Origin of the sequence: Billgrantia gudaonensis (genome assembly GCF_900100195.1) — a bacterium.
Classification (GTDB): Bacteria; Pseudomonadota; Gammaproteobacteria; order Pseudomonadales; family Halomonadaceae; genus Halomonas; species Halomonas gudaonensis.
In genome coordinates this window covers 139,418-160,621 of the sequence record NZ_FNES01000007.1, presented here as the reverse complement: position 1 = coordinate 160,621, position 21,204 = coordinate 139,418, and the positions used below count along the sequence as shown (strand labels likewise).

The 21,204-nt window shown below is 64.8% G+C and carries 19 protein-coding genes; 4 read left to right on the top strand and 15 right to left on the bottom strand.

Annotated elements, in window-relative coordinates; translation table 11 throughout:
* Positions 1-12 precede the first annotated feature (12 nt).
* Together BLP96_RS10350 and BLP96_RS10345 are read left to right on the top strand one after the other, a co-directional pair.
* On the top strand, positions 13-726 hold the full coding sequence (locus BLP96_RS10350) for a response regulator (RefSeq protein WP_089685818.1): 714 nt from the start codon (positions 13-15) through the stop codon (positions 724-726).
* A gap of 119 nt (positions 727-845) precedes the next feature.
* On the top strand, positions 846-1,520 hold the full coding sequence (locus BLP96_RS10345; protein ID WP_089685815.1) for a hypothetical protein: 675 nt from the start codon (positions 846-848) through the stop codon (positions 1,518-1,520).
* A gap of 106 nt (positions 1,521-1,626) precedes the next feature.
* Here BLP96_RS10345 and BLP96_RS10340 read toward each other — a convergent pair whose 3' ends face one another.
* The 3 genes from BLP96_RS10340 to exaC all read right to left on the bottom strand — a co-directional run bounded on the left by BLP96_RS10340 (position 1,627) and on the right by exaC (position 5,072).
* Positions 1,627-2,253 carry a methyltransferase domain-containing protein gene (locus BLP96_RS10340; protein ID WP_089685813.1) on the bottom strand — a complete coding sequence of 209 codons (627 nt, stop codon included), beginning with the start codon at positions 2,251-2,253 and terminating at the stop codon, positions 1,627-1,629.
* A gap of 121 nt (positions 2,254-2,374) precedes the next feature.
* Positions 2,375-3,403, bottom strand: coding sequence for an alcohol dehydrogenase AdhP (adhP, locus tag BLP96_RS10335; RefSeq protein WP_176761506.1), 1,029 nt, complete (start codon positions 3,401-3,403; stop codon positions 2,375-2,377).
* Positions 3,404-3,551: 148 nt separating this feature from the next.
* Complete coding sequence (exaC, locus tag BLP96_RS10330) at positions 3,552-5,072, bottom strand: acetaldehyde dehydrogenase ExaC (RefSeq protein WP_089685812.1); 1,521 nt, start codon at positions 5,070-5,072, stop codon at positions 3,552-3,554.
* A 128-nt stretch (positions 5,073-5,200) separates the two neighbouring features.
* On the opposite strand from exaC, the gene BLP96_RS10325 reads away from it, so the two are divergent.
* Complete coding sequence (locus BLP96_RS10325) at positions 5,201-5,884, top strand: response regulator transcription factor (RefSeq protein WP_089685810.1); 684 nt, start codon at positions 5,201-5,203, stop codon at positions 5,882-5,884.
* Here BLP96_RS10325 and BLP96_RS10320 read toward each other — a convergent pair.
* From BLP96_RS10320 to BLP96_RS10275, 10 genes are all read right to left on the bottom strand, one after another.
* Positions 5,875-7,266, bottom strand: a complete 1,392-nt coding sequence (locus tag BLP96_RS10320) for an ATP-binding response regulator (RefSeq protein WP_089685808.1) — start codon at positions 7,264-7,266, stop codon at positions 5,875-5,877. The two genes, BLP96_RS10325 and BLP96_RS10320, sit on opposite strands and share 10 nt — an antisense overlap.
* Positions 7,205-8,389 (bottom strand): nitric oxide-sensing protein NosP, encoded by a 1,185-nt coding sequence (gene nosP / locus BLP96_RS10315; protein ID WP_089685806.1) that lies wholly within the window; start codon positions 8,387-8,389, stop codon positions 7,205-7,207. The genes BLP96_RS10320 and nosP overlap by 62 nt, the downstream gene beginning before the upstream one ends.
* Positions 8,390-8,467: 78 nt before the next feature.
* On the bottom strand, positions 8,468-10,657 hold the full coding sequence (locus tag BLP96_RS10310; protein WP_089685804.1) for an ATP-binding protein: 2,190 nt from the start codon (positions 10,655-10,657) through the stop codon (positions 8,468-8,470).
* 30 nt (positions 10,658-10,687) lie between these two features.
* The gene (locus BLP96_RS10305) at positions 10,688-11,212 is read right to left on the bottom strand and encodes a putative pterin-binding protein (protein ID WP_089685802.1); all 525 of its coding nucleotides are present in this window, start codon (positions 11,210-11,212) and stop codon (positions 10,688-10,690) included.
* A 104-nt stretch (positions 11,213-11,316) separates the two neighbouring features.
* Complete coding sequence (locus BLP96_RS10300; protein WP_089685800.1) at positions 11,317-12,132, bottom strand: DUF2189 domain-containing protein; 816 nt, start codon at positions 12,130-12,132, stop codon at positions 11,317-11,319.
* A 199-nt stretch (positions 12,133-12,331) separates the two neighbouring features.
* Positions 12,332-12,760, bottom strand: a complete 429-nt coding sequence (locus BLP96_RS10295) for a universal stress protein (RefSeq protein ID WP_089685914.1) — start codon at positions 12,758-12,760, stop codon at positions 12,332-12,334.
* A gap of 14 nt (positions 12,761-12,774) precedes the next feature.
* Positions 12,775-15,381, bottom strand: a complete 2,607-nt coding sequence (locus BLP96_RS10290) for a TRAP transporter permease (protein WP_089685798.1) — start codon at positions 15,379-15,381, stop codon at positions 12,775-12,777.
* A gap of 161 nt (positions 15,382-15,542) precedes the next feature.
* Positions 15,543-16,526: a TAXI family TRAP transporter solute-binding subunit gene (locus BLP96_RS10285; RefSeq protein WP_089685796.1), complete on the bottom strand. Its 984-nt coding sequence runs from the start codon at positions 16,524-16,526 to the stop codon at positions 15,543-15,545.
* A gap of 298 nt (positions 16,527-16,824) precedes the next feature.
* Positions 16,825-18,213, bottom strand: coding sequence for a KamA family radical SAM protein (locus BLP96_RS10280; protein ID WP_089685794.1), 1,389 nt, complete (start codon positions 18,211-18,213; stop codon positions 16,825-16,827).
* A 215-nt stretch (positions 18,214-18,428) separates the two neighbouring features.
* Positions 18,429-18,662: a DUF2798 domain-containing protein gene (locus BLP96_RS10275; protein ID WP_089685792.1), complete on the bottom strand. Its 234-nt coding sequence runs from the start codon at positions 18,660-18,662 to the stop codon at positions 18,429-18,431.
* Positions 18,663-18,838: 176 nt separating this feature from the next.
* Here BLP96_RS10275 and BLP96_RS10270 point away from each other — a divergent pair, with 176 nt between their 5' ends.
* Entirely contained in the window at positions 18,839-19,372 is a 534-nt protein-coding gene (locus tag BLP96_RS10270; RefSeq protein WP_089685790.1) for a macro domain-containing protein, read from the top strand.
* Between the two features lie 58 nt (positions 19,373-19,430).
* On the opposite strand, the gene BLP96_RS10265 is transcribed toward BLP96_RS10270, so the two are convergent.
* Positions 19,431-20,735 (bottom strand): TRAP transporter large permease, encoded by a 1,305-nt coding sequence (locus BLP96_RS10265; RefSeq protein ID WP_089685788.1) that lies wholly within the window; start codon positions 20,733-20,735, stop codon positions 19,431-19,433.
* Positions 20,725-21,204 carry a TRAP transporter small permease gene (locus BLP96_RS10260; RefSeq protein ID WP_089685786.1) on the bottom strand — a complete coding sequence of 160 codons (480 nt, stop codon included), beginning with the start codon at positions 21,202-21,204 and terminating at the stop codon, positions 20,725-20,727. The genes BLP96_RS10265 and BLP96_RS10260 overlap by 11 nt, the downstream gene beginning before the upstream one ends.

The following is a 21,204-nucleotide window of genomic DNA, read 5'->3' as shown; positions in this document are numbered from 1 at the left end:
AGGAAGAACGCCATGCAAGACGTTGTCCCCCACCACGACCGCGTGCTCATCGTCGAGGACGAACCCAAGATCGCCCGACTGGTTGCCGACTACCTGGAAGGCAGCGGCTATCCCAGCGAGCACCTGGATCACGGTGACGCCGTGCTGCCCTGGCTGCATCAGCAGGCCACTGCCGATGACCTGCCTGCCCTGGTGCTGCTCGACCTGATGCTGCCGGGCAGCGACGGCCTGACGCTATGCCGCGAGATCCGCCAGCGCTGGCCGGCCGTCGCCATCATCATGCTCACCGCCCGCGTCGAGGAGGTCGACCGCCTGCTCGGCCTCGAACTGGGCGCCGACGACTACATCTGCAAGCCGTTCAGCCCCCGCGAGGTGGTGGCCCGGATCCGCGCCGTGCTGCGCCGCAGCCACGCCAGCGCGGAACCCGCCAGCACCAACGGACTGGAACTCGACGACGCCGGCTGGCGGGCACTGGCCGACGGCCGGGATCTGGGGCTGACCGCCGTGGAGTTCCAGTTGCTCAAGGTGATGATGCACTCGCCGGGGCGCATCTTTTCCCGCGAGCAGTTGATGGATCACATGTACCGCGACCACCGCATCGTTTCCGAGCGCACCGTGGACAGCCACGTCAAGAAGCTGCGGCGCAAGATCGCCGAGGCGTGGCCCGAACGCGAAGTGATCCGCTCGGTCTATGGCGTCGGCTACAAGTACCAGCCCGACGAGTGAGAGCGTCGTCACCGGCGATGGCCGGTGACGCATGCACCACCTTTGCACACTCCCTGCAAGGGCGTTGCACAACTCGGCGAGAGACTGAGAACGTCAATCCAACCGCCAGGAGCCATGACATGACCTTCTCTGCTTTCTCACACCGTTTGCTGATGCCCACCCTGTTCGCCGTGGCCATCGCCCCGCTGGCCCTTTCCGCCAACGCCTTCCCGGGCAAGGGCGGTGAGTGGTCCGAACAACGTCAGGAACAGTTCGAAGAGCGTCGCCAGGCACTGTTCGAGCGCGCCGGGATCGACGCTGCAACCCGCGAGGCGCTGACCGAAGCCCGCGAGACGCATCGCCAGGCCATGCGCGACCTTCACGAGCAGCACCAGGAACGTCTCGACGAGCTCCTCAGCGACGAGCAGCGTGACGCCTTGCAGGATGCCCGCCGCGAAATGCGTGACGAGTGGCGCAGCGAGCGCCGCGAAGCCATGCAGCAGCGCCTGACCGAACTGGTCGACGGCTGGGAGCTCAGCGACGCCGAACGCGACGAACTCACCGAGCTTCGCGAATCGCTCTACGCCGACATGCAGGACCTGCGCGACCAGGAGTTCGACTCCCGCGAGGAACGCCGCGAGGCGTGGCAGGCACTGCGCGAAGAGCACCGTGCCGCCCTGGGCGAACTGCTCTCCGACGAGCAGATCGCCGAGATGCAGGCGACCATGGCTCCCCACGGCAAGCCGGGCTACGGCAAGCATTGCCGCGGCAACCGTCAGGGCGAGCAGTCTGGAAGCAAGCTCGACCGCCGCTGAGCCAGCTTCCATCGCATCCATCTGGCCCACCCTTGCGGTGGGCCTTTTCGTCACCCGTTGCGGGTTACTCGAAAACGGCGGGGTACTGCCGTGCTGAAAGCGTCGATCATGCGCAGGCCGGCTCATCGCGGCGAACGAAGCGTGCCAGTTGGGTCGGCTGGCCCAGCTCCGAATGCCACTCACCGATGCCGGACACGGTAACGCGGTAGCCGTTGCGCTTCGCCACTCCCTGGACCCAGTGGCGAAAGCGTGCCCGGTCCCATTCGAACTGGTGGTCGGGATCGCGAAACTCGCCCGGTGCCATGTCGAACAGCGGGTTATACTCGTGGTTAGGCGTGGTCATGACCAGCAGGCGGGGGCGCAGCTCGGCGAAGACCACCTTCTCGACCCGCGACAGGGAAGCTGGCGGCACATGCTCGATGGTCTCGACCATCGCGGCGGCATCGAAGCCGGCCAGCCGGGGCTGGGATTCGGCATAGGAGCCACACACCAGCTCCACGCGCCCCTGCTGAGCCACTCCCGAGGGCTCGAGTCGCAGCTTGGCCTGAGCCAGCAGCTCACCGGACTGCTCCAGTCCCACCAGGGTGTCGAATTGGGGCTCACGCAGCAGGTAGTGCAGCAGCCCCCCAGTGCCACAACCCAGGTCGAGAACGCCGCGGGCGCCGCTCGCCTTGAGCAGGGACAGCACCTCTTGCAGCCGCTGCTGGTGAAGGTCGGGAGCCTCGCGGTGCATCGCGTAATGTCCTTCTCATCGAATGGGGGGCCACGATGATGCCGCAAAAGCCGGCGAAGGTGTAGATGAAAGACGGGGCGCGACTCTCGTCGCGCCCCGCGTTTCAACAGACGCTTCCGGTTCAGCCCATCATGTCCAGCACGATTCGGCCCTCGATCTTGCCATCGATCATGCGCTGGAAGACGTCGTTGATGTTTTCCAGCTTCTCGGTGGCGATGGTGGCTTCGACCTTGCCTTCACCGGCAAAATCCAGCGCCTCCTGCAGATCCTGGCGAGTGCCGACGATGGAGCCGCGAACGGTGATGCCATTGAGCACCGTATCGAAGATCGGCAACGGAAAGTCGCCGGGCGGCAAGCCGTTGAGCACCAGGGTTCCGCCGCGACGCAGCATGCGCTGAGCCTGATCGAAAGCCTTGGGCGACACCGCCGTGACCAGCGCGCCATGGGCACCGCCGATCTCGCGCTTGAGGGTCTCGGCCGGATCGGCCTTCAAGGCATTGACGACGACGGTGGCTCCCAGGCGCTCGGCCAGCGCCAGCTTGCCGTCGTCGATATCCACCGCGGCCACGTTGAAGCCCATGGCCTTGGCATATTGCACCGCCATGTGGCCGAGACCACCGATACCCGAGATCACCACCCACTGGCCAGGACGGGCATCGGTCATCTTGAGTCCCTTGTAGACCGTCACGCCGGCACACAGCACCGGAGCGATCTCCAGGAAGTCGACGTTGTCGGGCAGTCGCCCCACGTAGCCGGCATCGGCCAGGGTATAGTCGGCGAAACCGCCGTTCACGGAGTAGCCCGTATTCTGCTGCGACTCGCACAGCGTTTCCCAGCCGCCCAGACAGTGCTCGCAGTGGCCGCAGGCGGAATAGAGCCAGGGTACGCCGACACGGTCGCCCTCCTTGACGTGCTTGACGCCCTCGCCTACCGCCACGATATGGCCGACGCCCTCGTGGCCGGGAATGAAGGGTGGGCTGGGCTTGACCGGCCAGTCGCCATGGGCGGCATGCAGGTCCGTGTGGCAGACCCCGGAGGCCGCCACCTGGACCAGGATTTCACCCTGCTGCGGCCGCGGTGTAGCGACCTCCTCGATCGCCAGCGGTTCGCCGAACTGGCGCACCACGGCGGCTTTCATCGTCTTGTCCATATTGTATCTCCTCGGTTGGCGGGCAGTCGTATACCGCCCGCGTGCCCTCAGGCTCGCCGGGGGATCGTGGAGCGGTGAATCCGCTCTCGCTTGAGTGGGAATGGATAGGAAGCCGCCCGTGCCGGGGCAGGGGCGGCTGAACGCTGGCTTAGAAGAAGCCCATGGGGTTGGTGTCGTAGCTCACCAGCAGGTTCTTGGTCTGCTGGTAGTGCTCGAGCGCCACCTTGTGGGTCTCGCGACCCACCCCGGACTTCTTGTAGCCGCCGAAGGCGGCATGCGCCGGATACTGGTGGTAGCAGTTGGTCCACACCCGACCGGCCTGGATACCACGGCCCATGCGGAAGGCGACGTTGATGTCGCGACTCCAGACACCGGCGCCGAGGCCGAACTCGGTGTCGTTGGCGATGGCCAACGCCTCGGCCTCGTCCTTGAAGGTGGTCACCGCCACCACCGGGCCGAAGATCTCCTCCTGGAAGACGCGCATCTGGTTGTGCCCCTTGAGCAGGGTCGGCTCGATGTAGTAGCCCTTGTCATAGGCCGGATCGAAGCTCGCCTTGTCGCCGCCGGTGAGGAACTCGGCGCCTTCCTTCCTGGCGATCTCCATGTAGGACATGATCTTGTCGAACTGCTCCTGGGAGGCCTGGGCGCCCACCTGGACGTCTGTGTCCAGCGGGTTGCCGCGCTGGATCTGCCCCACTTTCTCCATGACCTTGGCCATGAAGGCGTCGTACATGGATTCCTGGATCAATGCCCGGGACGGGCAGGTGCACACCTCGCCCTGGTTGAAGAAGGCCAGCACCAGGCCTTCGGCCGCCTTGTCGATGAACTCCGGCTCGGCATTCATGATGTCGGCGAAATAGATGTTGGGCGACTTGCCGCCCAACTCCACGGTGGACGGGATGATGTTGTCGGCGGCGCACTTGAGAATGTGGGCGCCCACCGGGGTGGAACCGGTGAAGGCGATCTTGGCGATGCGCTGGCTGGAAGCCAGTGCCTGGCCGGCCTCGGCACCGTAGCCGTTGACCACGTTGACCACCCCCGGCGGCAGCAGGTCGCCGACCAGCTTCATCAGCTCCAGGATCGAGGCCGGGGTCTGCTCGGCGGGCTTGAGCACCACGCAGTTGCCGGCGGCCAACGCCGGGGCGAGCTTCCAGGTGGCCATCAGCAGCGGGAAGTTCCAGGGAATGATCTGCCCCACCACGCCCAGCGGCTCGTGGAAGTGATAGGCCACGGTGTTGGCGTCGATATCGGCCGCCGTGCCCTCCTGGGCGCGGATGCAGCCGGCGAAATAGCGGAAGTGGTCCACGGCGAGCGGGAGGTCGGCGTTGAGCGTCTCGCGCACTGCCTTGCCGTTGTCCCAGGTTTCGGCCACGGCGAGCATTTCCAGATTCTGCTCGATGCGCTCGGCGATCTTGAGCAGGATGTTCGAGCGTTCGGCGGCCGAGGTCTTGCCCCAGGCCGGGGCGGCGGCGTGGGCGGCATCGAGTGCCTTGTCGACATCCTCCGCGGTGGAGCGCGGAATCTGACAGAACACTTCGCCGTTGACCGGACTGACGTTGTCGAAATACTGGCCCTTGACCGGCGCGACGAACTCACCGCCGATGTAGTTGCCGTAACGTTCATCGAAGCGCGCAACGGCACCGGACTGGCCGGGGTTGGCATAGATCATGGCGTGTCTCCAGCTGTTGTGGTTGTATTGGTGCACTACCCAGTCTTGGCGAACCGGAGGGGCAGCGCCATCCTGCCGTGGCAGGAGAGCGGCTCGTCCCTTGGTAGGAGACGACAGGGAGATTCACCATGCCTACCTTGATGGTCGCCGATGACCATCCGCTGTTCCGCGAGGCCATTGCCGCCGTGATCGATGCGGGGCTTCCCGGCAGCCGAATGCTGGAAACCGACAGCCTGGAAAGCACCTTGCACCAGGCCGAGCGGCATGCCGAAGAGCTGGATCTGCTGCTGCTCGACCTGGGGCTCCCCGATGCCGACGGGCTGGCGGGGCTCGCCCGCCTGCGGCAGGCCCTGCCGCGTCTGCCGGTGGCCATCGTTTCGGCCGAGCAGGATCGCCGCGTGGTACTGGAAGCCATCGATCTGGGCGCGGTGGGCTACATCCCCAAGTCCACGCCGCGCGAGGCCCTGCTGGCCGCCTTGCAGCGCATTCTGGAAGGTCAGGTCTACCTGCCGCCGGACATCATGCGCCGCCCCCGTGAGGCCGCCACGCCGACGCCGGGCTCCACTCCTGATGCTACGCTGAATGCCCGCCTCGGCCGTCTCACCGACAAGCAGCTCGAAGTGCTCGAACGCATGACCCGCGGCGAATCCAACAAGCGCATCGCCCTGGCCCTGGACATCGCCGAAACCACCGTGAAGACGCACGTATCGGCCATCCTGCGCAAGCTGGAGGTGGCGAGCCGCGTACAGGCCATCCTGGTGGCCGGCGAGATCGACCTGGCCGAGCAGATCGCTGCCCGCCGTCAGCGCTGAGCGAGCAGGCTGGTCAGCAGCATGCGCAAACGCAGCGGCTTGACCGGCTTGAGCAGGCAGTCGTAGCCGCGCCGCCGCGCCTCGGCCGTGACCCCGGCGTCGTGATTGGCGGTCACCACCACCACAGCCAGCTGAGACTGGCGGCGCTGCAGTTCGGCAGCAATGGCCAGCCCGTCGCCCATGGCCGAACCGAGATGGTAGTCGACCAGCAACACATCCGCCGGCGCCGCACCGATCTCCGCCTCGAGTTCGGAAAGCGAGCGGGCGGTGACCACGCGGCACCCCCACCCCTCGAGCAGCGCCCGCATGCCGTCGCCCACGTCTGGGTCATCGTCGATCACCCAGATGCGCGCACCGGCCAAGGCGTGAGACGCCGGGTCTGCCTCGTCGGCCTGACGGCGAGCCGTCAGTGCTGCAGGCGAACCGTATGGCACCCGCACAGAGAAGCAGGCACCGTGCCCCGGCTGTGAGGCCAGCGCCAGCGGATGGCCGAGCATGCCGCTGATACGATCGACGATGGCCAGCCCCAGCCCCAGGCCCCGATCCTGTTCGCGGCGCGGACCGACACGGCGGAACTCCTGGAAGATCGCTTCGCGCTGGGCCGGCTCGATGCCGGGACCGGTATCGCCCACCACGATCTCCAGCCCGTCGGGCCGGCGCCGACAACCGAGCAGCACCCGCCCCCGTTCGGTATAGCGGATGGAATTGCTGAGAAAATTGCGCACCACCCGGGCCAGCAGCGCCAGGTCGGACTCGACCACAACGCTGCTGGCCACGTAGTGCAACGCGAGCCCACGCGCCGCCGCCATCTGCCGGTACTCTTCGGCCAGCGCATCCAGTAGTTCGCCCACCCGAAAGGTGGCCACATCGGGCGCGAGCACGCCGGCATCGAGCCGTGAGATATCCACCAGGGTACCGAGCAGCGCTTCGACGTCCTTGAGCGAACGACCGATCTGGCCGACCAGGCGCCGTGACGGCTCGGGCAGCCGCTGATCGTCGAGCGCGCTGGCGAACAGGCGTGCCGCATTGAGTGGTTGCAGCAGATCGTGGCTCACCGCCGCGAGGAACTTGGTCTTGGACAGATTGGCCGCCTCCGCCTCGGACTTGGCCCGATGCAGCGCATCCAGAGTGTGCTGCAGCTGTTCGGTGCGCTCGCGCACCTGTTCGGCCAGCAGCACGGAGTGCTCGAAGGCGGCGTAGGGCGCACCGCCGCCCATGCCGCCGGCCTCGACCCGCTCCATCAGCGCCTGGCAGATGCGCCGCAGACGGGCGTTCTCCTCACGCAGCGCGTCTTCGCGAGCCGTTGGATCGGCAGGCCATTCAGTCTCGCGGGCGAGATCCAATGGCAACGCCGGTGAAGGTCTGGTTGACGTGTCGGCCATGGTGCTGTTCCCCGTAGGTATTGAAGCCGATGACGCCCTCACGGCCCAGCAGCCGCGAGGCCTGAGCCACCTGGCCGAGGGACTCCAGTTCGAGCCGACGCAGAAAGCAGTCGCAGCCGATGATCAGCGCCGGCTCGCCGAGCCGCTCGTGCAGCCCGGCCAGCACGTCGCGCAGGTCGTCGAGCAGCGGCTCAGGCTGCATGGCGGTGAGCACGATGCCGTTCTCCACCGCACAGTAGAAGCTCAGGCTGCCATCGGCATTGACGCACTGAATGGAGCGCACGTAGTGCGCTTCGCCGAGGCGCACGGCCAAGGGGTGGCGAGCGAACACGGCCGGTGTCAGCTCCGCCACCGGCAACCCCACCAGGCGGGCATACTCCTCGGCGGCGGGGGCGGCATTGAGTTCCAGAACACGGCGGCGGTCGCGGTCGACTCGGGTCACCACCAGCTTGGTGTCGCGCGGACGCAGATGGTGGGTGGTGAACACCTCGAAGGGCAGACGCGTCTCGACCATCACCACCACGGCGGCCTCGCTGTGAAAGCGTCCGCCACTGTAGACGTGGGTGTGGGCCAGGCGGTTGTCGTCGCCGGCGCTGCCGCCGAAGCTGGGAATCGCCCCCAGGGCCGCATCGAGGGTGGCCAGCACCTGCTCCTCGCTGCTGGAAAGACCATCGAGCAGGGTCAGAACGAAACGGTTGCCGCCTTCGCCATCCCGCGCGACACGCCGACAGGCGGCCAGCAGCTCGCCGGTGAGACGCTGAGCCTGCAGCAGATCGAAGCCTTCCAGGTCGTCGATCAGCGCCTGAGCGACGGCGAAAGCACGCCGGTCGAACCCGATGGCCACTACGCAGCCACGGCAGTAGCCGGCCGGAGTGATCTCCCCGGCGGTGGTGCAGCCCGAGACGGTGACGCCGGCAAAGGCCGCTTCCAGGGCCTCGCCCAGCTCGGCCAACGGATACTCGGCACTGCAGAAGAAGAGCACGAACCCCAGGTCGGCGTGATACAAGGACCGCGCCAGCTCGGCAGCGGCGCCTGCCGGCTCCCGGCAATGGCTGCTGGCCGTGCGCAGCGGCTGCTGCCGCACGGATGTCGCTTCGATCTCATCGACGACGGACGATGGCATGGCGCTTTCCGATGGCTGCATGATCCCTGGCAGTGTAGGCGCCTCGACATGGCAGCCACAACGCGGCTTTAGGGCAAGTCATGGCGATGGCGAACGGGCCCGGCGAGCCGCAAGCCAGCGCTCCAGGGCATCGAGAGCCATGGGCAGGGCCGCCTCGAGCTCACGCACACGCTGCATGGCGCGGTCATGCTGCCCCGCCCGGGCACTCGCTTCCAGGCGTCGCGCACACGCCGACAGGCGTTGCACACCGAGGCTTACCGATTCGCCCTTGAGGCGATGCGCCACATCGCCCAATGCCGCCATGTCACCTATGGCTGCGGCGTCATGCAGGGTCGCACCGTGACGTTGCAGCTCGCGGCAGTGGGTGACGATCAACGAAGCCAACTGCGCTTCGCCCAGCGCCTCTCCCAGCGCCTCCAGAACGGATACGTCGAGCTCCGGCTCGCCTGCCGCAACGCACGGAGCCGGTGCGGCATCGGCGCTCGCTGCCGTGGTAACCGGCAACCTGCGTGCCAGACAAGCCTCCAGCTCCCGGCGAACGAGCGGTTTGCCCAGGTAGTCGGTCATTCCGGCAGCCAGACAACTCGCTGCATCGGCCCCAGGCCCTCCCGCCGTCATTGCCACGATGGGAACCTCGGCGCGCCAGCCGCCGGCCGCGCGCAGGCGCTGGGTGACGGCCAGGCCATCCATGCCCGGCATCTGTACGTCCATGAAGATCACCGCGAAACGCTGTCTGTCGGTCAACGCCAGTGCCTCGGGGCCGCTTTCGGCCAGCGTTACCTGGCAACTGAGATGTTCGAGCAGCGCCTGGGCGACCTGCTGATTGACGGGATTGTCCTCGACCACCAGCACCTGCCCCGCAAAGACCGGCGACGCCGTGCCGACCACGGCTGTGCTGCGAGGGAGAGCGGCAGCTTCCAGCGGCAGACGAACCCAGAAACGACTGCCCTCCCCGGGACGGCTATCGACGCCGATGTCGCCGCCCATGGCCGCCACCAGGCGACGGCAGATCGCCAGTCCCAGCCCCGTACCCCCATAGCGGCGCGCGGTAGAGGCATCCCCCTGCCGGAAGGGTTCGAAGAGGCGCTCCTGCTGGCCGGACGCAATGCCCGGGCCGGTATCGCTCACCGCCAGGCTCAGTTGCCCATCCTCTGCCACTCCCGCCTCGACGCGGACTTCTCCCTGCTCGGTGAACTTGATGGCATTGGCCAGCAGATTGAGAATCACCTGGCGAAGGCGGGCTGGATCGCCCATGACGGCAGGTGGCAGCTCCCGGCCCAGGCGGGTGACCAGGGCGACTCCCTTGGTTTCGGCGCGCGGCGCGAAAAGCTGGCGCGACTCCTCGATCAGGGCTGGCAAATCCACCGCCTGATACTCCAGCTCCAGCCGTCCCGACTCGATCTTGGAGAAATCGAGTATGTCGTTGATCATCTCCAGCAGGCGCTGTCCGCTGGCACGCAGCGTCCGCGCATATTCGTTGGCACGTTCGCTCAGCGGCTGTTCCAGCAGCAGCTCGCTCATGCCGATGACACCGTTGAGCGGTGTGCGGATCTCGTGGCTGACCGTGGCCAGGAACTCGGACTTGGCGCGACTGGCCGACTCGGCGCTGCGCGCGGTGGCCTGAAGCTCGCGGCTGAGCGACTCCAGGGAGTGCCGGGCCGTGGCGTTGTCGCGCGCCTCACGGATCAGGAAAGCCACCACCAGCAGGCCGGCCAGACTCATGGCCAGGATCAGTGCCAACAGCAGGGCATAGAGCCCCTGCAACACTTCCCGGTCGCGGGTCGCCTGCTCGGCCAGGTGCCCATTGATGGCAATGATCAACTGCTCGGTCATGCCCCCCAGCGGTTCGAGGCGCTCGCCGAGATTGCGCCGCTCGATGCCGCTCAGGCTACCCATGGCATCCAGCTCGGCCTCCACGCTGTCCAACGCCTCGACGAGAGCCGGCAGCAGGCGGCGCGCCGAGGGAATCCGCTCGATGAGCGCCGTCACATCACCGCGCTGCAGCAAATTGACGCGGCTGTAGATGAGTTCGAAATGCAGGCGCAGCGCATCGAGGTTGCGCGCCGCACCGTCGGCATGGGCCAGATCGCTGCGCAGCTCCACGATGTCGCGATCCAGCTTGTAAGCATGCCAGGCCGTATCCCCACCGACACTCTGGTGCAGGCCCTCCTGGCGCCACGCCGCCAGCCCCACCACCACCAGGGCGGCGGTGAAAAACAGCAGCACCGCGATGGCGCCGGCCTTGAGTCGCAACGGATGACGCAACATGGCTCGTCTTGGCCCCGACGTCAGTACGGCTCATGGCACATGGATGCTCTCCACGTGCCACACCGAACGAAAGCGGATGCTTTCGGTGAGCAGTTCCGGATGCTCGTCGAAAGGATACAGCACCTGCAGGGGCCCGAAGTCTCGCACGGCGATGGGGGAGCCGTTGCGTTCCAAGGCGAGAATGACATCGTAGTCATGGAAATCCGCCACGGGAATTTCCGCTTCGTAGTCATTCAACGCCCGCACACGGACATGCTCGGCCCGTGCGCCAGCCGCCGCCAGCACGGCGCGCAGCAAGGGGCCTTCGAACCGGAACGTCCCCTGCGCCCAGGGAATTCGCGTCTCGATCACCCGCGAGGGCAACTGCATCAACTGCTCGCGATCGAGGTGCAGCTCATCCCCGACGTTGGGGTGAGCGATATCGCCTTCCACGCGCAGCAGAACATCGCCTTCGGGGGGCGGCAGGTCGGCCGCGATGGCCACGGCAGGTAAGAGGGCATACAGCAATACCGGTCCCACGAGTCGTCGCAGGCACTGGGGAAACTCTCGAAACATGGCGGCAGTTCCGGTGGCTAACGGAGTCTGCCGCCAAGGGTACGCGATCGGCCGGAAAAGGTCAGGCAGGGCCTTGGTAAGAGCCCAGCCCGACGCGAACGTCATCAGACAGTCGCGTTGTCCACGGGTTCGCAGCGCACCAGATCCTCATAGGCGTGCCAGCTGGCATGCCCCAGCACCGGCAGGATGAGCGCCAGCCCGATGTAGAAGGTCAACACGCCCACCAGTACGCACCCGGTGAGAATCGTCGCCCACAGCAGCATGGGCCGGAAATTGCGCGCCACGGCGCGCACGCTGGCTTCGATACCTTCCATGAAGGTGAGGTCCTGGTCCATCAGGGTCGGGATGGCCACCACGCTGATCGCAAAGGCACCGAAGGCCAGTACGGCACCCACGGCACTGCCGACGGCGATCATGCCCAACCCTTCGGGAGACGTGAGCAAGGCTGCGTAGAGATTGGTCGGGTCGGGCGCCTCGAAGCCGAAGAAGAGCGCAAACAACAGTGTGGCAACACGAATCCACGCCAGGAAGAAGATCATCATCATCACGCCCATCATCGCCAGTTGGCCCGCATGGGGCCGCCAAGCGTTGAAGGCATCGCCCAGGTGAGGCGCACGGTTGGCCTCCAGCGCACGGCTGATGCCGTACGAGCCCACCGCCACCAGCGGCCCCACGAACATGAAGCCGGCGACCATGGGCAACAACCAGTGCCACAGGTCGAGAGTGATGGCGCCGACGGTGACCGCAATGCTCAACCCGACCCAGAACATACCGTAGGCCAGGCTCACCGCCGTGGCCTGCCGAAAATCCTCGAAGCCGGCCGCCAGCCAGGCGCGGGGCCTGTCCATGCCGATCGGGTTGATGGTGATCCGCACGGTAGGAACCGCAGACTGCCGAGAGGAGCGTGTTGTTGCGTTCATTGGCATACCCCGTATTTCGTCTTGGGAGGGGACGAAGGAGAGCGTCATTCCAGCCAGCCGGCCGGACAACGTCTTGTTCTCTTCATGCATCACTACTGTAGTTGACCTGGAGCAAGCCTGCCGATAGGCAGCGTGGATACGACGACGCCCGCACCAACGGTAGGCGCGGGCGTCGCAACGGATGGCCAGCCCATGAGCATCAGCGCACGATCATCACCGATATCTTGGAATGGTGCACCACATGCTCGGCGTTGGGGCCGAGCACGTAGTCGGCGAACTTGCGCTTGTTGTGAGAAGCCATGACGATCAGGTCGGCATCGATCTTCTTGGCAACCTTGATGATCGACTCCCAGGGTGAGCCATCGACGATCACGCTCTGCACCTGGACGTCGTCCGGCACGTGCTCGGCAATGAACTGATGTTGCGCCTCGGAAACCGCCTCATGCGCCTTCTTGGCAAAACCGCTGGGAAAGTAGGAGCCCACCAGCGGCATGCGAAAATCCGGCAGCACGGTCACCACGTGCAGCGAAGCACCGAAGGTACGGCACAGCGTAATCGCGGTGGGCAGCGCCTTGTGCCAGGAGCTCTCTTCGTTGAGATCCACCGGCAATACGATCTTGTGATACATGGTCATCGCCTCCATCACGCCGCTTCGGCCATCGAGCCCGGTGTCTCACGGCGCCGTCGCTGCAGCATCACCACCAGGCCAAATATGAGGAAGCCCGGAATCCACATCAGTTCCTTCGGCCAGCGATCCACCGGCGCCATCACGGAGAGAATCTGCTGATCGAAAAAGACCGACCCAAGCCCGATCTGCTCGGCCTGGCTGCCAAACGTCACGTTGTCGACGTAGGTATTGCCGTCTTCGGTACGCAGCTCGAGGCCGAGATTCTCCATGCGCTCGCCGGCTGAATCGCCATCGGGCACCGGTATCAGCAGGAACTGGGTGAAGGTTTCCCCGAAGTCATTCTCATCGAGAATCTCCACGCGCAGGTTGCTGCCCTCATCCACCTGTCCCAGGGCCTCGGAGAATTCGCTGGGCGGTACCGACCGATAGGGATCGTGAACGATATCCATCCAGAAGCCGGGGCGGAACAGGGTGAAAGCCACCAGCAACAGCAAGAGCGACTCGTACCAGCGACTGCGCGTCAGCATGAACCCCTGGCTGCCGGCCGCGAAGATCAACATGGCGATGGTCGCCACCACGAAGATCAACAGCCCCTGCAGGAAGGTCACGTCGATGAGCAGCAGGTCGGTGTTGAAGATGAAGAGAAAAGGCAGTGCCGCCGTGCGAAGGCTGTAGTAGAAGGCCTGGAAGCCGGTGCGCAGCGGATCGCCGCCGGACACGGCCGCTGCAGCGAAGGACGCTAGCCCCACCGGCGGCGTGACGTCGGCCATGATGCCGAAGTAGAAGACGAACAGGTGTACGGCGATGAGCGGCACGATCAGTCCATTCTGCTGCCCCAGGGTGACGATCACCGGGGCCATCAGCGCCGAAACCACGATGTAGTTGGCAGTGGTCGGCAACCCCATGCCGAGGATCAGGCTGAGCACCGCGGTGAGCAGCAGAATCAGCATCAGATTGCCCATCGAGAGCACTTCCACCAGATCGGCGAGCACCAGGCCCACGCCGGTCTGGGAAACCGCCCCCACCACGATGCCCGCCGTGGCAGTGGCGATACCGATGCCGATCATGTTGCGAGCCCCGGTCACCAGGCCGTTCCACAGGTCGAAGAACCCTTCCCTGACGTCCTCGGCCGGCCGGCTGCGACCGCGAAACAGCGCCGTGATCGGCCGCTGGGTAATCATGATGAAGATCATGAACATCGTCGCCCAGAAGGCCGAGAGTCCCGGTGAGAGACGCTCGACCATCAGGCACCACACCAGCACGACCACCGGCAGAATGTAGTGCAGGCCAACCATCACGGTGGGACGGGTCTGCGGTAGCTTGACGACCGGCGAGGTCGGATCGTCGAGTTCCAGCACCGGGTAGTGCGATCCCACCTTGAGCAGCCCCACGTAAACGACCGTCAGAACCACGGCCACTATCCAGGGTGTCGCGTCGCCGAGCAGCGGCTTGAGCCAGCCCAGCCCGTAGTAGACGCCTAGTGCCAACCCCATCAGCAGTAGTAGCCCACCCAGGAAACCGATCACCTTGTTGAGCAGCGGCCGCGCCGGATTGCTCGATTCGAGCCCCTGCAGGTTGGCCTTGAGCGCCTCGAGGTGAACGATATAGATCAGAGCGATGTAGGAGATCAGTGCCGGCAGGAAGGCATGCTTGATCACCTCCACGTAGGAAATGCCCACGTACTCCACCATCAGGAAAGCAGCAGCCCCCATGACCGGTGGCATGATCTGTCCGTTCACGGATGATGCCACCTCCACGGCGCCGGCCTTCTCGGAAGAGAAGCCAACGCGCTTCATCATCGGAATGGTGAAGGTGCCGGTCGTTACCGTATTGGCGATGGACGAACCGGAAATCAGCCCGGTCATGCCCGAGGCCACGACGGCCGCCTTGGCCGGTCCGCCCTTGTAGTGACCGAGCAGTGAGAAGGCGACCTTGATGAAATAGTTGCCGGCACCCGCCTTGTCGAGCAGGGCCCCAAAAAGCACGAATAGAAACACGAAACTGGTCGAAACCCCCAGGGCAATGCCGAAGACCCCCTGTGTGGTCAACCACTGGTGGTTGATCAGACCATAGGGGCTCACCCCGCCATGGGCGAGAAACCCGGGCATCCAACGACCGAACAGACTGTAGGCGAGGAATACCGAGGCGACGATCATCAGCGGCGGCCCCAGTGCTCGCCGCGTTGCCTCGAGCAGTACCAATATCCCCGTCACGCCGACGATCACATCCTGAGTGATCGGTGCCCCCGGGCGTTGGGAAAGCTGATCGTAGAAAATGAACATATAAGCGGCGCAGAAGGCACCCACTGCCGCCAGCACCCAATCCTGGAGGGGAATGTGGTTGCGTGGCGAACGCTTCAGCGCCGGGTAGGCCATGAAGGCCAGAAAGATGGCAAAGGCCAGGTGAATGGAGCGTGCTTGGGTGGCATTGAAGACACCGAACCCTACCATGTAGGGCAGCGGCGACGAGATCCACAGCTGAAAGAGCGACCAAACCGCTGCAATGCTCACCAGTAGCTTGCCGGGGATCCCGGCGGGCTTGCGAGCCCCACTATCGCTCGAGGCGACCATATCCTCCAGGTCGGTCTCATGGCCGCGGAAAACCTCTTTGTCATCCGTCATCGGTTGTATCCTGCACTATCATTGGGACGACCGCTTCCGACTGCCTCTCAGCCTCGGCAACCTTACATGTCGCTTTCCCTACCAAGCAGATGCGCGGACCCTCCACAGGGTCCGCGCATCCAACTCAGTAGGCAAGGACCGTCAGCGACCTTGCACTGACATCACTCGATCCAGCCCTGCTCGCGATAGTAGCGCTCGGCGCCTTCATGCAGCGGTGCCGTGAGGCCCTGGGAGATCATGTCCTCGGGGTCGAGGTTCTCGAAGGCTGGGTGCAGACGCTTGTAGCGATCGAAGTTATCGAATACCGCCTTGACGGTTTCGTAGACGACGTCCGCATCGATGCCGGCATGAGTCACGAAGGTGGCCGAGACGCCGAAGGTTTCCACGTCCTCGTCGTTACCCCGATAGAGCCCACCGGGAATCACCGACTTGCTGTAATACGGATAGGTCTCGATCAGTTCGTCGATCTCGGGCCCGGTCACCGGAATGAGATTGGCTTCGACGGTGGTGGTGGCCTCCTGGATGGAGCCGTTGGGGTGGCCAACCACGTAGACCATGGCGTCGACGTTGTTGTCGGCCAGGGCTGCGGCCTGTTCGGCAGCATCCAGCTCCGAAGCCAGGGCGAAGGTGTCCTCATCCCAGCCCATGGCCTCCATCACCACTTCCATGGTGTTGCGCTGACCGGACCCCGGGTTGCCGATGTTGACGCGCTTGTCGGGAAAGTCGGAGAAGTGTTCGATCCCGGAATCGGCTCGCGCCACTACGGTCAGCGGCTCACCGTGCATCTTGAACACGGCGCGCATGTCTTCCCAGGCACCGTCGTCCTCGAAATTGGCTTCGCCATGGTAAGCACGGTACTGCACGTCGGACTGTACGACACCCATGTCCAGTTCGCCGCTCTTCATGCCGTTGACGTTGGCCACGGAACCGCCGGTCGAGGGTGCGTTGCAGCGAATGTTGTGGTCGTCGCTGCCGCGATTGACCATGCGACAGACCGACTGGCCGACGACGTAATAGACGCCGGTCTGGCCACCGGTACCAATGGTGATGAAGTTCTCTTCCTGGGCGACGGCCGGGGCCGAGACCATGGCAGCTCCCAGCAAAGCGCCGGAGAAAGCGGCCGCAGTGAATGCGTGGCGTTTCATGAACACACCTCTTGTATCGTTGGGCAATCAAACATTGCACGAGTCGACGGTGGAAACCGGCTTCAGCCGAATACCTTCTGGCAACGGCTTCCACCGCTCCTGACTACTTTAGCGAAAAAAACGCCTGCTTGATGAGGGATTTTTCAACACTCCTGATTCTAGCCGTGCCAAGCGTTTAGTGTGCGTTAATTTTAGGTCGCCTTTGGCGCGTCGCTCAGAGAGTTCGCCTCACAACGCAAGCGGGCTTCCCGCTGACCCACAACGGAAAGCCCGCCAATACCGTGCCATCGCTACCGGCTCACGACGCCTTCATGATCAGCGCCTGCTTCTCGTCCTTCATGGCGGCGAACTCGGCCTCATAGAAGAACTCGCTCTCGCCCAGCGCCGGTTCGAGGTGGTTGAGCCAGGTGGCGGCTTCGTCGTACTTGGCGAAGAACGGCCGCTGCACCCAGTCGTTGTCGCGCCCCTGGATGAAACGCAGCACGAAGACCTTCTCGCCGTGGATCTCGGCGACCCCCTGGATCTCCACCTTGCCGGGATCGGCGGACATTGAGGGCCCACGCGCCGTCCGCGCCAGCCCCGGCACCGCCTTGATCGCCTTGCGGTAGATCTCCCAGGCACGCACCAGCGGCACCTCGAAGTAGTGGCGGGCGCCGGTGTCGCGCTCGACGAACATGTAGTAGGGGATCATTCCCAGGCGCACCTGGGTGGTCCACATCCTCGCCCACTGATCGGCATCGTCGTTGATGTGTTTGAGCAGTGGCGCCTGGGTGCGGATCTCCGCCCCGGTGGCGCGGATGCGGCGGATCGCCTCGCGGCAGATGGGGGTGTCCATCTCCTTCCAATGGTTGAAGTGCGCCATGAAAGCCACGTGCTTGCCGGCCGCGGTCAGCTCGCGGAACAGCGCGAGGATGTCCTCGGCATCGGGGTCGGTGACGAAGCGGTAGGGCCAGAAGGTCAGGCTCTTGGTGCCAATGCGGATGTCCTGGACGTGGTCCAGCTCCGGTGCCATCAGCCCCTCCAGGTACTGACGCAGGTGCTTGGCCTTCATCACCATGGGGTCGCCCCCGGTCATCAGCAGGTCGGTGACCTCGGTGTGCTCGGCGAGATAGCGGTGCAGGGAGTCGGCCTCATTGGAAGCGAACTTGAGGTCCTTGTCGCCGACGAACTGCGCCCAGCGGAAGCAGAAGGTGCAATAGCTGTGACACACCTGGCCCTGGCTGGGGAAGAAGAGCACCGTCTCGCGATACTTGTGCTGCATGCCGGACAGCGGCTCGCCATCGAGCAACGGCAGGTTGAGGTCCATCTGCCCAGCCGGATGAGGATTGAGCTCGGAGCGAATGCGCTCGATCACCGGCTTCATCTCGGCCGCGGACGCCTCGCGGCGCATCATGTCAGCGACCGTGTCGAAGTGCTCGGGGCGCAGCATGCCACGCTGCGGAAAGGTGAGCTGGAAGACCGGATCCCCGGGGATGTTGTCCCAATCGATCAGCTCGTCGATCACATATTCGTTGACGCGAAACGGCAGCACCTGGCTGACCACCCGCATGTCGAAGCGCAGGTCGTCAGGTAGGTTCTGGATCGCCTCGATCTTGTCGAGCTGGCGATGGGTATAGACCTTGAACTGACGGGCCTCGAAGGCCTCCGCGTGCGGGTCGCCAAGATCGATGTTCACACGCTGGTTCATGCCACCTCCTAGCTACTGACACGGCATGCCGGGGGCGCCGACAGCATGACGACACCCACGACCGAGTCGCCGGATCAGCACTCGATAAGCCGTGGTCTTTTCGGGGGTGACTATTGGTACTGGCTTGGCGGGCTAGTTGCAAGCTTCTGCAGCGATTTGCAACGAATGTCACGCAAAGCAACAGCAACTGCAACAATCCAATCGTTCGCCGACGATCATTGAACCTGCCGCCGAACCAGCTTGCCGACCAGCCGCTGTAGGCGTGGTGCACCGATCCAGATCAGCGCGAAGGCCACCGGCCAGGCGATATAGAAAGCACGCCACCAGCGACCCAGGAACCCTTCTCCCAGGCCAGTATTGACCCAGGTGATCACCATGGTCATCAGAGTGACCATGTAGATCGACATCAGTACGGAAAAGAGCAGCGGAGCGAAGCGCGCAGGAATCATCGACCACTCCCAAAGCAACAAAAAAGAATTAGCTTATAACGGAATAGCAATTATACCGGACGGGAAGATCACCACCAGAGGGGCGCGCCATCCTGTCGCGGCAAGGTCGACCTTGAAGGGTGAGCCGAGCATGACCACACTGAATTCAGCGACTTGCCGGAAAATGGGGAGGACGCATGCCGAACTTGAATGCGCGCATTGAATGCCGACAAGGCGATATCGCCAATCAGCCGGACCTGGAAGCCGTGGTCAATGCCGCCAATGCGGAACTTCGCCCCGGCGGCGGCGTAGCCGGCGCGCTGCATCGTGCCGCTGGCCCGGCACTCGATAGTGCCTGCCGCCCTCTGGCTCCCATCAAGCCCGGCCAGGCGGTACTCACCGAGGGTTTCGAGCTACCCAACCGCTACGTGATCCACTGCTTGGGGCCCGTCTACGGTGTCGACGAACCGGCCGACGAACTGCTGGCCGCCTGCTACCGCCATGCCCTCGAACTGGCCGAAACCCATGAGATACGTCGCCTCGGCTTTCCGGCCCTTTCTGCCGGCGCCTTCGGCTATCCCGCTGCGGAAGCCGCACGCATTGCGCTGGCCACGGTGGTCCAGACGCTACCGACCTGCCCGCACGTCGAACGGGTGCGCTTCGTGCTCTTCGACGCCGCCAGCCACGACCTCTTTCAACACACCCTTGAAAGTCTCAAGCCCAGAACCTGACAGCCACGGGCTACGGGCCTCGAGCTCAAGACGGCGGGCGCCGCAGCCCGCAGCCAGTCTAAACGTTATAGCCGAGCACCCTGGGCAACCACAGAGCGATTTCCGGGAAGATAGCCACCACCGCCAAGGCCGAGGCCATGGCCACCACGAAGAGCAGCGCCCAGCCCAGAGTCTGCTCGAGGCGAATCTTCGCCACTTCGGTGGTCACCATCAGGTTGACCGCCACCGGCGGTGTGAACTGCCCGATGGCAATGTTCATCGCCAGCAAGATGCCGAACCACACCGGGTTCCAAGCGAAGTGCTGCATCACCGGAACCAGGATCGGCATCATGATCAGGTAGATGGAGATGGCATCGAGCACCATCCCGGCGGCCAGCACCGCCAGCATGATCAGCACCAGCAGCAGGGTACCGTTGTCGGTGAGAGCGATGATCCACTCCGCCAGATGACGGAAGGTGCCGAGCATGGTGCCGGCCCAGGCGAAGATACCGGCCAGGGTGATGATCAGCATCACCACCCCGGCGATCACCGCCGCCTCGCCGAACAACTCCCATAGGTCGCGCAGCGTAATCTCTCGCGTCAGGAAGAGCCCCACCAGGGCCCCGTAAGCCACCGCCACCACCGCCGCTTCGGTGGGCGTGAAGAGCCCCGAGCGCAGCCCACCGAGTATCAGCACCGGCGCGAACAGCGCCGGCAATGCCTGCTTGAAGGTCGCTCCTACCTCGAGACGTTCGGCACCCTCCACCGGCGTGCCGCCCTCCCATCCGTAGCGCTTCGACACCAGCAACGCCGGCACCAGCAGCGCCAGGCCGGCCAAGACGCCGGGAAAGAGCCCCGCAGCGAACAAGGCCCGCAAGTCGACCCCCGGCACCACGATGGAGTAGAGGATCAATGCCACCGAGGGCGGAATCAGAATCGCAGTGGAGGCCGAGGCAGCGATCAGCGTCGCCGAGAAGGGCCGGGGATAACCGGCCCTGGTCATGCTGGGCAGCATCACCATGGCCACCGCGGCGGCATCCGCCGGCCCGGAGCCACTCATGCCGCCCATGATCATGCACACCAGCACCGCCACCAGGGCGAGCCCCCCGTGTCGCGGGCCGATCAGCGCCTGGGCGAAGCGCACCAGCCGCGCGGCGACACCCGCGCGCTCGAAGATCAGCCCGGTCATGATGAACAGCGGGATGGCGATCAACGGATACTTGGCAATGCTGTTGTAAGTGTTGGTGCCCAGGGTGGCGAGCATCGCCGGCGACAGCCCGGTGAGGATGCCCACGACCCCGGCCAGCGCCAGCGAGAAAGCCACCGGCACGCCAACGATCAGCAGGCCGGCGAAGGCCAGCAGCATCCACAGGTCAGGGCTCATCCTCGAGCCTCCCCGTCAGGCGGTCGCGAGTCTGCTGCACCTGGCGCACCAGCATCACCGCCGAGAGCAGCGGCAGCCACACCAGATACCACCACTGCGGCACTCCCAATCCCGGCGACAACGACTCCCAATGGTACTCCTGCCACGCCATGCGAGCACCGAACCAGGTGATCAGGCCCAGCACCGCAACGCCACACAGCCCCTGGAAGAGAATCAGCACCCGCCGCGGTGCACCAGGCAGAGCGCGTTCCAGCAAGCCAATGCGGATATGCCCATTGCGGCGCAGTGCCACGGCAGCACCGGCAAAGGTGAGCACCACCAGCAGGAACACCGAGAGCTCCTCGGTAAAGGCGAAGGAGCCCCCGGTGAGATAGCGGGTGATCACGTTACCCAGGCTGATCAGCGCAATGACCACCAGGGCCAGGGCGCCTAGCCAGCGCTCAGGGCGCGCATCGGGAGATGGTTTCAT